Origin of the sequence: Sphingosinicella sp. LHD-64, from assembly GCF_031157375.1 — a bacterium.
Taxonomy (GTDB): domain Bacteria; phylum Pseudomonadota; class Alphaproteobacteria; order Sphingomonadales; family Sphingomonadaceae; genus Allosphingosinicella.
This window is the reverse complement of sequence record NZ_JAVIFV010000003.1, coordinates 891,796-905,577: the sequence shown is the minus strand read 5'-3', so window position 1 is coordinate 905,577 and position 13,782 is coordinate 891,796. Positions and strand designations below refer to the sequence as shown.

Genomic DNA, 13,782 nt, shown 5'->3' with positions numbered 1-13,782 from the left:
CTGTGAAGCCCGGCCCGTGAAGGCCAATCGCGGCGAGATCGAACGCGCGCTCAGGAACCCCGGCGAGACGCGCTTCTTCCTGCTTCACGGCCCCGACGAGGCCGGCAGCCGTGCGCTGATGAAGATGCTGGGCGCGGCGATGGGCGAAGGTGCCGAGCGGATCGATCTCACCGGTAGCGAGCTCAAGGCCGATCCGGCCCGGCTCGCCGACGAGGCGGCAGCCCTCTCGATGTTCGGCGACCGGCGCTGGATCCTGGTCGAGCAGGTCGGCGACGAGGTCACTCCGGCGGTCAAGGCCTTGGCCGAAGTGCCGGCGGCCGGCAACCTGGTCGTGATCGTCGCGGGCGCGCTCCGGCCGGCCTCGAGGCTGCTGAAGCTCGCTCTGGCGGAGAAGTCCGCGCTCGCTTTCGCCTCCTATCTGCCGGACGCGCGCGACTATGCGGCGCTGGTCGGGGAGCCGGCACAGGCCCTGGGCCTTGAGATACGGAGCGATGTCGCGCGGCGGATCGCGGAGAGCTGCGGCGGCAACCGGGCGCTGATTGCCCAGGAACTCGGCAAATATGCGCTCTTTGTCGATGCGACGCCCGGGGCGCCCAAGCCGCTCGACCATGATGCGATCGACGCGCTTGGGGCGGACAGCGACGAAGGCGATCTGTCGCGGCTGGTCGACAGCGTGCTCGGCGGCGATGCGACGATGCTGGAGAGCGAGATCGGACGGTTGCGGGCCGAAGGGCAGGAGGGGATCGCGCTCACCCGGGCGATGCTGCGGCGGATGACCCTGCTCGGCCGGCTTCGGGCCGAGGTGGATCAGGGGATGAACGTCGGCGCCGTCATGGCGTCATCCGGCAAGTCGCTGTTCTGGAAGGACAAGGATGCGATCGCGCCGCAACTCGGCCGCTGGCGCGGCGATCTCATCGCGCGGGTGATCGGCCGGCTGATCGAGGCGGAGCGGCAGGTGATGATGCCGGGCGGACCGGGAATCGTCGCGGCCGAAACCGAGCTGTTCGCGATCTGCCGGCAGGCCGGACGGCTCAGATAGCGTCATCCCGGCGCAGGCCGGGATCTCAGGGCGGTCAGACACCGAACTCTTCACCCACTGAGACCCCAGCCTTCGCTGGGGACGGCCTGTCGGGACCGTCAGGGTTCTGAGCGACCCGCGTGCCCTGCGCGCGCTTCGCTCAAAACTTGTCGCCGCTGAGGCGCTGGCAGATCATATCGAGCTGATCCAGCGTCGAATAGGCGAGGATGACCTGGCCGCCCTTGGGGCTGTGCCTGATCGCGACCTTGAGGCCGAGCATGTCACCCAGTTGCCGCTCCAGCGCGGCGATGTCTGCCTGGGCGTTCTTGATCGGCAGCGGCCGCTGGCGGGTCGGCTTGCCCGACTGGGCGAGCTTCTCGGTCTCGCGCACCGAGAGGCCGCGGCGGACCACCTCGTCGGCGAGCCCTTCCGGATCGGTCGCCGAGACGAGCGCGCGGGCGTGGCCCATGGTGAGCTGGCCGGTGCCGACCAGGACCTGAACCTTCGCGGGAAGATCGAGCAATCTCAACAGGTTGGCAACATGACTGCGCGACTTGTGGACGATCCGGCCGAGCTCTTCCTGGGTGTGGCCGTAATCGTCGACCAGCCGCCTGTAGGCCTGCGCCTCCTCGATCGCGTTGAGGTCGCGCCGCTGGATGTTCTCGACGAGGGCGACCTCCAGCGTCTCCTCGTCGCTGAACTCGCGGACGATCGCCGGGATCTCATGCAGCCGGGCCTTCTGCGAGGCGCGCCAGCGCCGTTCGCCGGCGACGATCTGGAAGCGGTGGCCGTGCGGGCGGACGATGATCGGCTGGATGACGCCGCGGGCGGTGATCGACCCGGCGAGCTCGGCCAGCGCCTCCTCGGCGAAGATGCGACGCGGCTGGTCCGGATTCGGCTCGATGCTGGCGATCGGGATCATGCGGACATTGCCCTGGGGCGAGTCGCTTCCGCCCACCGGCGCCTCGTGCGCCACTTCGCCGAGCAGGGAGGAGAGGCCGCGGCCGAGCCCGGTCGGGCGCTTCCTGGGCAGGTCGTCGCTCATGCCGCCTCCGCCGGGCGCGGCAGCCGGGCGATGAACTCGCGGGCGAGCGCGATATAGGCCTCCGAACCCGGACAGCGATGGTCGTAGATCAGGGCGGGAATGCCGTGGCTGGGTGCTTCCGACAGGCGCACGTTGCGCGGAATGACCGTCTCGAACACGACCTTGCCGAGCACGGCGCGGACATCATCGGCGACCATGGCGGAGAGATTGTTGCGCCGATCGTACATGGTGAGCGCGACGCCGAGGACGGAGAGCTCCGGGTTGAACCGCTCGCGCACCCGCTCGATCGTCTTGAGGAGCTGGCTCAGGCCCTCGAGCGCGAAGAATTCGGCCTGCAGGGGCACGAGGATCGAATTGGCGGCGATCAACGCGTTGACGGTGAGCAGGCCCAGCGAGGGCGGGCAATCGATCAGACAGACCTCCCAGCGCGCCGCGGGCACATTTTCGAGCGCGCCGTCGAGCCGGTGGGTGCGGCGCTCGAACTCGATCAGCTCGATCTCGGCGCCCGACAGATCGACCTTGGCGGGAACGATGTCGAGCCGCGGCACGCGGGTCTGGACGACCACCTCTTCCAGGGTCGCCTGCCCGGTCAGCAATTCGTAGCTGGAGCGCTCGCGCAGGGCCTGGGTGATGCCGAGGCCGGTCGAGGCATTGCCCTGCGGATCGAGATCGATCAGCAGGACGCGCAGGCCCGTCGCGGCCAGCGCGGTGGCGAGATTGATCGCGGTCGTGGTCTTGCCGACCCCGCCTTTTTGATTGGCGACCGCAATGCGGATCATGGGCGCTTCCCTCTGCGGACCCCGGTCGCGACGATGATCCGTGCCTCGGGGTCGGTCACGCTCTGTTCGAGCCGGAAGTCACCCTGCCACGAAGGATCGAGCGCTTCCAGTTCCGACTGCGCATTTCGTCCCTTGGGCAGCACCCACAGACTCTTTGTTGTGGAAAATCCTGTGGCAAGATCGAGCAGGCGCGGCAGCGGCGCGAAGGCGCGGGCGCTAATCACGTCGAACGGGCGGGGCGGGACGCGCTCGGCCTTCGTTCCGAGAATCTCGACCTGCACGCCCAACAGGTCGGCTGCCCGCTGGAGAAATTCCACGCGTAATCGCCGCTCCTCGACGAGAGTGACCGGTCCCTGATGCAGCGCCGCAACGACGAGGCCAGGAAAACCCGACCCGCTGCCCAGGTCGAGCCAGCTTGCCGTCGGGCTCGGGGTGAAGCGCAGAAGCTGAGCCGAATCGGCAATATGGCGGCTCCAAAGCTGGTCCAGGCTCGCCTTCGACACAAGGTTCTGATGCTCATTCTCGGCGCGAATCAGATCGAGAAAGGCATTCAGCCGCACCAGTGTTTCACGTGGAACATCGAACGTTTCCGCCACCCAGGTGCGCGCTTCCTCCTCCTCCATCAGGCGGCCTTGCGACGCGTGTGAACTAGGATCGCTGCCAAAGCGGCGGGGGTGATTCCGCGTATCCTCGAGGCCGCGCCGATGGTGGCTGGGCGGGCCTTGGACAGGCGCTCGACCATCTCGTTCGAGAGTCCGGCAATTCCCGAAAAGTCCAGATCCGGAGGAATGTGCGCTGCCTCGTCGGACCGAAGCTGGCCGATCTCGCTCTGCTGGCGCTCGAGATAGGGCGTGTAGCGATGGTCCTGGACGGCCTCTTCGAGCAGGTCCTTGGGCACTGCGGCCAGATCGGGTTCGATCTCCTTGAGGTGCGGCGTGTCGAGCTCCGGAAACCGCAGCCATTGGCCGAGGCTCCGCCGGACGCCGTCCTCACGCACCATTGCCCCGGCGCCCCGCAGCATCGATGCACCCACCGGTCGCGCGAGAAGAGTGTGGATATGCGTGCGCGCCGCCTGCGCGGATTCGAAATGGCGACGCCGTGCCTCGGTGACGCAGCCGGCGGCGAGCGCCCTGGGCGTGAGCCGGGCCTCGGCATTGTCGGCGCGGAGACGCAGCCGGTACTCGGCGCGGGCGGTGAGCATGCGATAAGGCTCGGTCACGCCCTGGAGAACGAGATCGTCGACCATGACCCCGATGTAGGAATCCGCGCGGTCGAACACGACCGGCGCCTTTCCGGCCACCCAGGCGGCGGCGTTCAGGCCCGCAACCAGTCCCTGCGCGGCCGCCTCCTCATAGCCGGTGGTGCCGTTGATCTGGCCGGCCAGATACAGCCCTTCGACATCGCGCACGCCGAGGGTCGGCTCCAGGATACGCGGATCGACATGGTCATATTCGACCGCATAACCGGGCTGGAGGATCTCCACCCGCTGCAGCCCCGCCATCGAGCGGACCATGGCAAGCTGCACATCGCCCGGCAGCGATGTCGAGATACCGTTGGGATAGACGGTCGGGTCATCGAGCCCCTCGGGCTCGAGGAAGACCTGGTGACCATCGCGATCGCCGAAGCGGTGCACCTTGTCTTCGATCGACGGGCAATAGCGGGGGCCGACGCCAGTGATCTCGCCGGCGAAGAGCGGCGAGCGGTCGAGGCTGGCGCGGATGATCTCGTGGGTCCGCTTGTTGGTGCGGGTGATCGCGCAGAAGAGCTGGGGGAGGGGGCGGTCCGTGCCCATCGCGGACATCGTCCAGCTGCCGTCGTCCGAGTCCTGGCGTTCCAGCACAGCCCAGTCGATCGTCCGCCCATCGAGGCGCGGCGGCGTGCCCGTCTTGAGCCGGGCCAGGGGCAGATCGAGATCGCGGAGCTGACGGGCCAGCGCCGTCGCCGCCCGCTCGCCGACCCGCCCGCCGTCGCGACTGGTCATCCCGAAATGGAGCCTGCCGCCGAGGAAGGTGCCCGTTGCGAGCACGACCGCCCGCGCCGGCAATCGCCGCCCGTCGGCCAGCTCGAGACCCCGGACTGCACGGCCATCGACCATAAGGGTGGCCGCCTCGCCCTCCACGATCTCGAGGCCGGGCTGCGCATCGAGCAGCGCATGGATCGCCGCCTTGTAGCGCTTGCGATCGGCCTGGATGCGCGGTCCGCGTACGGCCGCGCCCTTGCTCGCGTTGAGCATGCGATAGTGGATCGCGGCCTCGTCAGATGCGCGGGCGATCAGGCCGTCGAACGCATCGACTTCGCGGATGAGATGGCCCTTGCCGAGCCCGCCCATCGCCGGGTTGCAGGACATGGCGCCAATCTGGTCGCGGGTGAAGCTGAGCAGCGCCACCGACGCGCCCATACGCGCCGCGGCGGCCGCCGCCTCGGTTCCCGCATGGCCGCCACCGACCACGATGATGTCGAATGCCCGAGTCACGCCGGCGCCTCTAGCGCATCTGTTCCACGTGGAACATTCACTTTCCAATGCAGAAGCGGCTGAACAGGGCGTCCAGCATGTCTTCGACCCCGGCCCGGCCGGTTATGCGGTCGAGCGCGACCCGCGCCTGCCGCATTGCTTCCGCGACGATGAGAGGATCAGAGGTCGCCTGACCCTCACGCAGCCACCCGGCCAAATCTGCCAGGGCCGCACGATGGCGGGCATTCAGGGCGACCTCACCCTCGGCGGGAAGCAATCTGGAGGCGCGGCCCCGCAACTCCTGCGCCAGATCATCCAGACCCTGCCCGGTCACGGCCGAGACGATGACGTCGGCCCGCCGGGCCGGAGGCAGAAGATCGGCCTTGGGCTGGACAAGGATCGTCCTGGCGGGTGCCGGGCACGCGTCCGGATCACCGAGCCAGAGGAGAATATCGGCCGCCGCGATCGATCCCCGTGCGCGTTCGACGCCGATCGTCTCGATCGCATCGCCGCTCGCGCGCAGGCCGGCCGTGTCGGCGAGCAGGAAGGGCGTGCCGCCGATCGCGACCGGCACCTCGATCACGTCGCGGGTCGTCCCCGGAATGTCGGAGATGATCGCCGCCTCGCGCCCGGCCAGCGCATTGATCAGGCTGGATTTGCCGCTGTTCGGCGGCCCGGCGATGACCACCCGGACGCCGTCGCGCAGACGCTCCGCCGAAGGGCGGGCGAGCCAGGCGTCGATCTCGTCCGCAAGCGCCGCGATGTCCGGCGCGAAGTCATTTGGCGCGACATCGACATCCCCTTCGTCGGAAAAGTCGAGCACCGCCTCGATCCGGGCGGCGACGGCCAGCAGCGCCTGACGCCATGTCTCGACCTGTCGGCTCAGCGCCCCGCCGGCGAGCGCGAGCGCGGCGCGGCGCTGCGACTCGGTCTCGGCGGACAGGAGGTCGGCCAGCCCTTCCGCTTCGGCCAGATCAATCCGTCCGCACTCGAAGGCCCGTCGGGTGAACTCGCCCGGCTCGGCGGCGCGGAGCCCGTCGATCTGCGCGAGAGCGGCGAGCACGGCCGCAACGACCGAACGACCGCCATGAAGATGCAGTTCGGCAACATCCTCCCCGGTCGCGCTCTGTGGGCCCGGAAAGCGGAGAATCAGAGCATTATCAAGGACTTCATCATCATCGCGAAGGATGGCGAGCTTCGCGGTTCGCGGGGCAGGAAGCGTTCCCGCCAGCGTTTCGAGCGCCGCATCGGCGCGGGGCCCGCTGATCCGCACCACCGCGATCGCGGCCGGCGGCGCACCCGAGGAGAGGGCGTAGATCGTGTCGGTCAGCTCGAGCTCTTTCCACCCATCTGGCCCAGCATCTGGCGCCACAGGTTCATGCCCGCCTCGTTCATCGGCCCCCACGCCTTCATCATGTCGCCGAACATCTCGGGCGTCGCGCCTTCGGTCACGACCGCCTTCATCTTCTCGACATAGGCGTCGTGCACCGGCGTCAGGTCCGGCAGGCCGAGGAAGCGGCGCGCTTCCTCGGGCGTGCAATCGACGTCGACCGAGACTTTCATGGCCCTGGGCCCTTTCCCGCTGTTGGCCCATCGGCGTCTAAGTCTATAGACACCCCGACCGCAAGAGGAGGCCGCCATGCCGATGATCGACATCCCGACTCTCGAACATGATGGCGCGTTCGGTGCCTATCTCGCCGAGCCGGCCGGAACGCCCAAGGGCGCGATCGTCGTCATCCAGGAAATCTTCGGCGTGAACGAGGGCATTCGCCGCAAGTGTGACCATTGGGCGCGCCTCGGCTACCTGGCCGTCGCGCCCGACTTGTTCTGGCGGCTGCAGCCGGGCGTCGAGCTCGACCCCGACGTGCCCGAGCAGTTCCAGGAGGCGCTCGGCCTCATGCAGAAGTTCAACCAGGACCAGGGCATCCGCGACATCGAGGCGACGATCCGCGCGGCGCGGGCGCGCCTGCCCGAAGGCGGCAAGGTCGGCGCGGTCGGCTACTGCCTCGGCGGCCGCCTCGCCTACATGACCGCGGCACGGACGGACATCGACGCCACTGTCGGCTATTATGGCGTGAATCTCGATGCGCTCCTCGGCGAGAAGCATGCGATCGCGCATCCGCTCCTGCTCCACATCGCCGGCGCCGATCATTTCGTCACGCCGGACAAGCAGAAGATCATCCACGAAGGCCTCGACGACCATCCGCGCGTGACGATCCACGATTATCCCGGCGAGGATCACGGCTTCGCGGTCGAGATGGGCAATCGCCGCAGCGAGAGGGCGGCACAGTTGGCCGACAGCCGGACGGAAGCCTTTTTCGCCGAGAATCTCCGCTAGGCGCCAGGCCTACCGAAACCGATCGGGCCGCACCCGACGGGTGGCCCAGAGGACGATACGCAGCCAGAAGGCGCATTGGCCGCAGGCGCGCGGCTGAACGAGAGTCATTTTCCCCACGACAGCAGCATCTCACGAAGCTGTTGCCGTTTCGTGACCCCGGATTCGGGGTACGTCAGCCCGCGAGCTGCGGGGCGATGAACTGCAGGACACCGACATTGTGGTCGACGAAGCCGTCATAGATCATCCGTCCGGCGACCCAGAGGATGACGAGCAGGCCGATCCAGGCGATCCAGCGGTAGCGGTCGATATATTTGGCGATGAAGTTCGCCGCGAGGCCCATCAGGGCGACCGAGAGCAGCAAGCCGATGATCAGGATGCCGGGATGGTCGCGCGCAGCGCCGGCGACGGCGAGGACGTTGTCCAGGCTCATGCTGACGTCGGCGACGGCGACCGCCCAGGCGGCGCCCGCGAAGCTCTTGGCCGGGCGGACATGGGCGGACTCGTGCGCGGCCGTCGCCGGATCCTCGGGCTTGTGGACGAGCTCGCGGTACATCTTCCAGGCAACCCAGAGCAGCAAGATGCCCCCGGCCAGGATCAGGCCGACGATCTGCATGAGCTGGGTGACGACGAGCGCGAAGGCGATGCGCAGCACCAGAGCGGCGATGATGCCGATCAGGATGACCTTGCGGCGCTGATCGGCCGGCAGGCCTGCGGCGAGCGCGCCGACGACGATCGCATTGTCGCCGGCGAGCATGATGTCGATCATCAGCACCTGCCCGAAGGCAGCCAGCGCGGCCGGATCGTCGAGATTCGAGAAATCGTGGACGATCGACGCCCAGATGCCGACGAGGCCGGTCGCCGACGCGCTCAGATGCTGCAGGAAATCGACCATCGCCCCCGAACGCCCCGTGCGGCTACTGGTTCATCGACGCGAAGAAGTCCTCGTTGGTCTTCGAGTCCTTCATCTTGTCGAGCAGGAACTGCATCGCATCGACGGTGCCCATCTGCATGAGGATGCGGCGCAGCACCCACATCTTCGAAAGCGTGCCCTGCTCGACCAGCAGCTCTTCCTTGCGGGTGCCGGACTTGCCGACGTCGAGGCTCGGGAAGATGCGCTTGTCGCTGACCTTGCGGTCGAGGACGATTTCGGAGTTACCGGTGCCCTTGAACTCTTCGAAGATGACCTCGTCCATCTTGGAGCCGGTGTCGATCAGCGCGGTAGCGATGATCGAGAGCGAGCCGCCCTCCTCGATGTTGCGCGCGGCGCCGAAGAAGCGCTTCGGCCGCTGGAGTGCGTTGGCGTCGACGCCGCCGGTCAGCACCTTGCCGGAACTCGGCACGACCGTGTTGTAGGCACGGCCGAGGCGGGTGATCGAGTCGAGCAGGATCACCACGTCCTTCTTGTGCTCGACGAGGCGTTTGGCCTTCTCGATCACCATCTCGGCGACCTGGACGTGACGGCTGGCCGGCTCGTCGAAGGTCGAGGAGATGACTTCGCCGTTCACCGAGCGCTGCATGTCGGTCACTTCTTCCGGCCGCTCGTCGATGAGCAGAACGATGAGGAACACCTCGGGGTGATTGTCGGTGATCGCCTTGGCGATGTTCTGGAGGAGCACCGTCTTGCCCGTGCGCGGCGGCGCGACGATCAGCGCGCGTTGGCCCTTGCCCTGCGGCGAGATGATGTCGATGACCCGCGCCGACTTGTCCTTGATCGTCGGATCGAGGCTGTCGAGCCGGAGCTTCTCGTCCGGATAGAGCGGCGTCAGATTGTCGAAATTGACGCGGTGGCGGACGACGTCGGGGTCGTCATAGTTGATTTGGGTCACGCGGACGAGGCTGAAATAGCGCTCGCCCTCCTTGGGACCGCGGATCTCGCCCTCGACGGTGTCGCCGGTCCTCAGGCCGAATTTGCGGACCTGATTGGGCGAGACGTAGATGTCGTCGGGGCCGGCCAGATAGTTGGAATCGGCCGAGCGCAGGAAGCCGAAGCCGTCCTGCAGGACCTCGATCGTGCCCTGGCCCATGATCTCGTCGCCATTCTCGGCGCGGACCTTGAGGATCGAGAACATCAGCTCCTGCTTACGGAGCGTCGAGGCGCCTTCGACACCGAGCTCTTCGGCGAGCGCGACCAGTTCGGCGGGGGTTTTCTGCTTCAGATCATTGAGATGCATTTATTTTCTCGTTTTGGAGTCGGATTCTGGGCGTTGGAGAGCTCAGAAGTCTAAGATTGCGATGCAGCTTGAACACCCGCGCGGACGGCAGGCAACGACTGCAACGGCGTTATGCGCCGCCCGGAAGCGAGTCAAGCTGTGGAAAGGTCTAGAAAGGACGGACGACGACCAGGACGACGATCAGCATCACCGCGATGCCTGGAATCTCGTTCATCATCCGAAGCGACCGGCCGCTGATCCGCTCGCCTCCGGCCGCCAGCTTCTTGCCGTAGCTCACCATCCAGCCGTGATAGCCGGACAAAGCGAACACCAGCGCGAACTTGGCCATGAACCAGCCCTGATGCCAGGCGTCGGTCACATAGGCGAGGCTGAGCCCGAGTATCCAGACCAGCGCCATCGAGGGCGTGATGATGATCGTGCGGAGCTTCCGCTCGCGCTCGATCCATCTCTTCTCTTCCTCGGATCCGGGTGCCGATTCCTGATGGTAGACGTAGAATCGCGGCAGCATGAAGAGGCCGGCGACCCAAAAGATGACGAAGATGATATGGCCAGCCTTCAGCCAGGCGTAGGTCACGTTCAGCACCCATCCCAGGTCATAGGTCACCGCGCATGCACCAGTTCGAGCAGGCGTTCGACATGGCCGATCGGGGTTTCCTTGATGATGCCGTGGCCGAGGTTGAAGATGTGCGGCCGCCCCGCGAACACAGATAGGATGCGCGCCACTGCCTTTTCAAGAGCCTCGCCGCCGGCCAGCAGCGCCAGCGGATCGAGATTGCCCTGGATCGGCAGATCGGCGGGCAGGGCCTCGACGGCCCATTCCGGCGCGATCGTCTCGTCGAGCCCGAGCGCATCGACGCCGGTCTCGTTCGCGTAGGCGGCGATGCGGCTGCCGACGCCCTTGGGGAATCCGATCACCGGCAGGTTGGGACGCCGCGCCTTCAGATTCGCGACGATGGCGGCGGTCGGCCGGATCACCCAGTCCTCGAACTGCGCCGGGGCAAGGCTGCCGGCCCAGCTGTCGAACAGCTGGACCGCCTCGACGCCGGCATCGGCCTGGCCGACCAGATAGTCGACGGTCATGTGGGCGACCGCGTCGACGATTGCGGAAAAGGCGGCCGGATCGCGATAGGCGAAGCCGCGCGTCTCGGCCTGGTCGCGGCTGCCCTGGCCCGCCACCATATAGGTCGCGACTGTCCAGGGGCTGCCCGCAAAGCCGAGGAAGGTCGTCTCCGCCGGCAATTGCGACTTCACTTTCTCCACAGTCCGATAGATCGGCTCGAGCCGCGCCGGGACACGCTCCAGGGCGGCGAGCGACGCATCGACCAAAGGCGGCGAGAGGCGTGGGCCCTCGCCGGCACCGAAGCTCAACTCCTGGCCGATCGCGTGGGGAACGATCAGGATATCGGAAAACAGGATCGCACCGTCGAAGCCGAAACGGCGGATCGGCTGGAGCGTGATCTCGGCCGCGGCGTCGGGATCGTAGACGAGCGCGAGAAAGCCGCCCTTCTCCGCCCGCAGCGCGCGATACTCTGGCAGATAGCGGCCTGCCTGGCGCATCAACCAAACCGGTTTTCTCTCGGAAATCCTGCCACTTAGGACGGTAAGCAAGGGCTTGGACGGACCGGGCATGAAGGAAAGGCGTCTCCGCTCTCTTCTAATCTCTAGTTAGATTCTAAGGAGTCTGTTGAAGTGAGTAGGCGTGGGCAAAGCGGGGTTTATGGGCTCGCACATATTTTGCCAACAGCTTGACGCGACGAGCGGCGCGGACTCCCGCGGATTCGCGAATGCCATCCCCGGTATTCACAGGCGGTGCGTGAATCTTGCGCACTGTTCGCCGAGCTGTGGGCGGTTTGGCGGCGGACGTGGGCGAATCCTGTCCTTGCGGCGATGCGCAGGGTTAAGCTAGCGATTTCCCCATGGTTTTCCACAGGCCCGAAATCGGCGCTCGCCGATGAAGCAGCTCCACCTGCATCTCCTCTCGGACTCCACCGGCGAGACGCTCGACATGGTCGCCAATGCCTGCCTCGCCCAGTTCGACGACGTCGAGGCGATCCGCCACCCTTGGCCGATGGTACGGTCCGAGGGCCATCTCGACCGGGTACTCGACGACGTCGAGCGGCGGCCGGGGCTGGTCCTCTACACGGTCGTCAATCCGACGATCCGGAAAGAGCTGGAACGCAAATGCCGGCAGCGGCAGATCAATGCGGTGTCGGTGCTCGACCCGGTGCTCGACGCGCTGGCGGCCGTCAGCGGCCATCAGGCCAAGGGCCGGGCCGGACGCCAGCATGCGCTCGACGCCGCCTATTTCGCGCGGGTCGATGCGATCCAGTTCACCATCGCCCATGATGACGGCGTCGGGCCGGAGAATTGGGAGGAGGCCGACATCGTCCTCGCCGGCGTCTCGCGCACGTCCAAGACGCCGACCAGCATCTATCTCGCCAATCGCGGCTACAAGGTCGCGAACGTGCCGCTGGTCCCCGCCTCGCCGCCGCCGGACGCGCTGTTCCGCTTGACGCATCCGCTGATTGTCGGGCTCACCACCAATCCCGAGCGGCTGATACAGATCCGGCGCAACCGGCTGCTCTCGCTCAACCAGGCACCGGAGACCGACTATGTCGACAGCGATGCGGTGAACGGCGAGCTCGCCTTCGCCCGGCGGATGTTCGCGGACAATGGCTGGCCGGTGATCGACGTGACGCGCCGCTCGATCGAGGAAAGCGCGCTCGCCATCGTCAGGTTGTACATGGAGCGGCTCGAGGGCGCGGCGTGAACCCTTCGGCGTCGCTCAGGACAGGGCTGCTGCTTGCGTCGAAAAGCGGCACGCGCCGGCGCATGCTCGACGCCGCGGGCGTTTCGTTCGAGGTCGTCGATGCGCCCTTCGACGAGGAGCAGGCCAAGGCTGAGGTCTTGGCTTCGGATCCGGATGGCCGGACCGTCGCTGATCATCTGGCCGAAGGAAAAGCGCTCAGCGCCGCGGCGGCTGCCGACGCGCTCGTGCTTGGCGCAGATCAGGTGCTGGAAACCGATTCTGGCGAGATTTTCAGCAAGGCCGCCTCGGTGGCTGAGATGCGGATGCAATTGCGCGTGCTGAGGGGCCGGACTCATTTCCTCCACTCTGCGGCCGTCGTCGTCGCCAATGGCCGGCCTTGCTGGCGTGCGACCGAGACGGCGACCCTCGTCATGCGCAAGTTCGGCGATTCCTTCCTCGACGATTATCTCGCGCGGGAATATGACGAGGTGCGCTGGAATGTCGGCGGCTACCGGATCGAGGGGCTGGGGGCGCAGCTGTTCGACCGGGTCGACGGCAGCCATTTCGCGATTCTCGGCCTGCCGCTTTTGCCGCTGCTCGCCTTCCTGCGCTCGAGGGGGATGATCGCCACATGATCGTTCTGGGACTGACGGGCTCGATCGGCATGGGCAAATCGACCGTCGCGCGCATGTTTGCCGACGAGGGCGTGCCCGTCTTCGATGCCGACAAGGCGGTGCGGCGGCTGCAGGGGCCGGAAGGTGCGCTGGTCACGGCGATCGAGGCGGCGTTTCCCGGATCGACCGGGCCCGACGGCGTGAAACGGGACGTTTTGGCCGAGCGTGTGCTGACCGATCGCTCGATCCTCAAGCAGCTCGAGGCGATCGTGCATCCCGCCGTGGGCGAGGCGCGCCAGGCGTTCCTTGCCGAACATGCAAATGCGCTCCTCGTCGTGCTCGACGTCCCGCTGCTGTTCGAGACCGGCGGCGACGCGCATGTCGACAAGGTCGCGGTCGTCTCGGCGGACGCCGACGTGCAGCGGATCCGTACGCTCGCCAGGCCGGACATGACGCCGGAGAAGTTCGCCCGCATCCTCATCCACCAGATGCCGGACGCCGAAAAGCGCAAGCGCGCCGACTTCGTCATCCCGACCGATGTCGACATCGAGGAGACGCGCGAAGCGGTTCGCCGCATCATCGCTTGCCTCCGGACGGACGGCGATTCATAGAGAAC

The 13,782-nt window shown here is 66.9% G+C and carries 15 protein-coding genes; 5 read left to right on the top strand and 10 right to left on the bottom strand.

Annotated elements, in window-relative coordinates; translation table 11 throughout:
* Window positions 1–16: 16 nt before the first annotated feature.
* A complete protein-coding gene (holA, locus tag RCO27_RS12435; RefSeq protein WP_309002989.1) occupies window positions 17–1,039 on the top strand; it encodes a DNA polymerase III subunit delta in 1,023 nt (340 codons plus the stop codon).
* A gap of 139 nt (window positions 1,040–1,178) precedes the next feature.
* Here the strand turns inward: holA and RCO27_RS12430 are convergent, their stop codons facing one another.
* The 6 genes from RCO27_RS12430 to RCO27_RS12405 are packed head-to-tail and all read right to left on the bottom strand — an operon-like array spanning window position 1,179 to window position 6,857.
* Window positions 1,179–2,063: a ParB/RepB/Spo0J family partition protein gene (locus RCO27_RS12430; RefSeq protein ID WP_309002988.1), complete on the bottom strand. Its 885-nt coding sequence runs from the start codon at window positions 2,061–2,063 to the stop codon at window positions 1,179–1,181.
* Complete coding sequence (locus RCO27_RS12425) at window positions 2,060–2,842, bottom strand: AAA family ATPase (RefSeq protein ID WP_309002987.1); 783 nt, start codon at window positions 2,840–2,842, stop codon at window positions 2,060–2,062. Before RCO27_RS12425 ends, RCO27_RS12430 begins: the two co-directional genes overlap by 4 nt.
* Entirely contained in the window at window positions 2,839–3,465 is a 627-nt protein-coding gene (rsmG, locus tag RCO27_RS12420; RefSeq protein ID WP_309002986.1) for a 16S rRNA (guanine(527)-N(7))-methyltransferase RsmG, read from the bottom strand. The genes RCO27_RS12425 and rsmG overlap by 4 nt, the downstream gene beginning before the upstream one ends.
* Window positions 3,465–5,315 (bottom strand): tRNA uridine-5-carboxymethylaminomethyl(34) synthesis enzyme MnmG, encoded by a 1,851-nt coding sequence (mnmG, locus tag RCO27_RS12415; RefSeq protein ID WP_309002985.1) that lies wholly within the window; start codon window positions 5,313–5,315, stop codon window positions 3,465–3,467. Before mnmG ends, rsmG begins: the two co-directional genes overlap by 1 nt.
* Window positions 5,316–5,352: 37 nt before the next feature.
* On the bottom strand, window positions 5,353–6,624 hold the full coding sequence (gene mnmE, locus RCO27_RS12410) for a tRNA uridine-5-carboxymethylaminomethyl(34) synthesis GTPase MnmE (RefSeq protein WP_309003210.1): 1,272 nt from the start codon (window positions 6,622–6,624) through the stop codon (window positions 5,353–5,355).
* Window positions 6,621–6,857 carry a DUF6489 family protein gene (locus RCO27_RS12405; protein ID WP_309002984.1) on the bottom strand — a complete coding sequence of 79 codons (237 nt, stop codon included), beginning with the start codon at window positions 6,855–6,857 and terminating at the stop codon, window positions 6,621–6,623. Before RCO27_RS12405 ends, mnmE begins: the two co-directional genes overlap by 4 nt.
* Window positions 6,858–6,933: 76 nt before the next feature.
* On the opposite strand from RCO27_RS12405, the gene RCO27_RS12400 reads away from it, so the two are divergent.
* Window positions 6,934–7,632, top strand: a complete 699-nt coding sequence (locus tag RCO27_RS12400; protein ID WP_309002983.1) for a dienelactone hydrolase family protein — start codon at window positions 6,934–6,936, stop codon at window positions 7,630–7,632.
* 172 nt (window positions 7,633–7,804) lie between these two features.
* Here the strand turns inward: RCO27_RS12400 and RCO27_RS12395 are convergent, their stop codons facing one another.
* The 4 genes from RCO27_RS12395 to hemE form a co-directional block, all read right to left on the bottom strand.
* On the bottom strand, window positions 7,805–8,524 hold the full coding sequence (locus RCO27_RS12395) for a YjbE family putative metal transport protein (protein WP_309002982.1): 720 nt from the start codon (window positions 8,522–8,524) through the stop codon (window positions 7,805–7,807).
* 22 nt (window positions 8,525–8,546) lie between these two features.
* Window positions 8,547–9,803 (bottom strand): transcription termination factor Rho, encoded by a 1,257-nt coding sequence (gene rho / locus RCO27_RS12390; RefSeq protein ID WP_309002981.1) that lies wholly within the window; start codon window positions 9,801–9,803, stop codon window positions 8,547–8,549.
* Window positions 9,804–9,951: 148 nt separating this feature from the next.
* A complete protein-coding gene (locus RCO27_RS12385; RefSeq protein WP_309002980.1) occupies window positions 9,952–10,407 on the bottom strand; it encodes a CopD family protein in 456 nt (151 codons plus the stop codon).
* Window positions 10,404–11,432, bottom strand: a complete 1,029-nt coding sequence (gene hemE, locus RCO27_RS12380) for a uroporphyrinogen decarboxylase (protein WP_309002979.1) — start codon at window positions 11,430–11,432, stop codon at window positions 10,404–10,406. The genes RCO27_RS12385 and hemE overlap by 4 nt, the downstream gene beginning before the upstream one ends.
* Before the next feature lie 322 nt (window positions 11,433–11,754).
* Between hemE and RCO27_RS12375 the strand changes: the two genes are divergently transcribed.
* From RCO27_RS12375 to coaE, 3 genes are read left to right on the top strand one after another with little or no spacing between them, the layout of a single operon-like run.
* Entirely contained in the window at window positions 11,755–12,573 is an 819-nt protein-coding gene (locus RCO27_RS12375; RefSeq protein WP_309002978.1) for a pyruvate, water dikinase regulatory protein, read from the top strand.
* Window positions 12,570–13,187 (top strand): Maf family protein, encoded by a 618-nt coding sequence (locus tag RCO27_RS12370; protein WP_309002977.1) that lies wholly within the window; start codon window positions 12,570–12,572, stop codon window positions 13,185–13,187. Before RCO27_RS12375 ends, RCO27_RS12370 begins: the two co-directional genes overlap by 4 nt.
* Complete coding sequence (gene coaE / locus RCO27_RS12365) at window positions 13,184–13,777, top strand: dephospho-CoA kinase (protein WP_309002976.1); 594 nt, start codon at window positions 13,184–13,186, stop codon at window positions 13,775–13,777. The genes RCO27_RS12370 and coaE overlap by 4 nt, the downstream gene beginning before the upstream one ends.
* Window positions 13,778–13,782 lie beyond the last annotated feature (5 nt).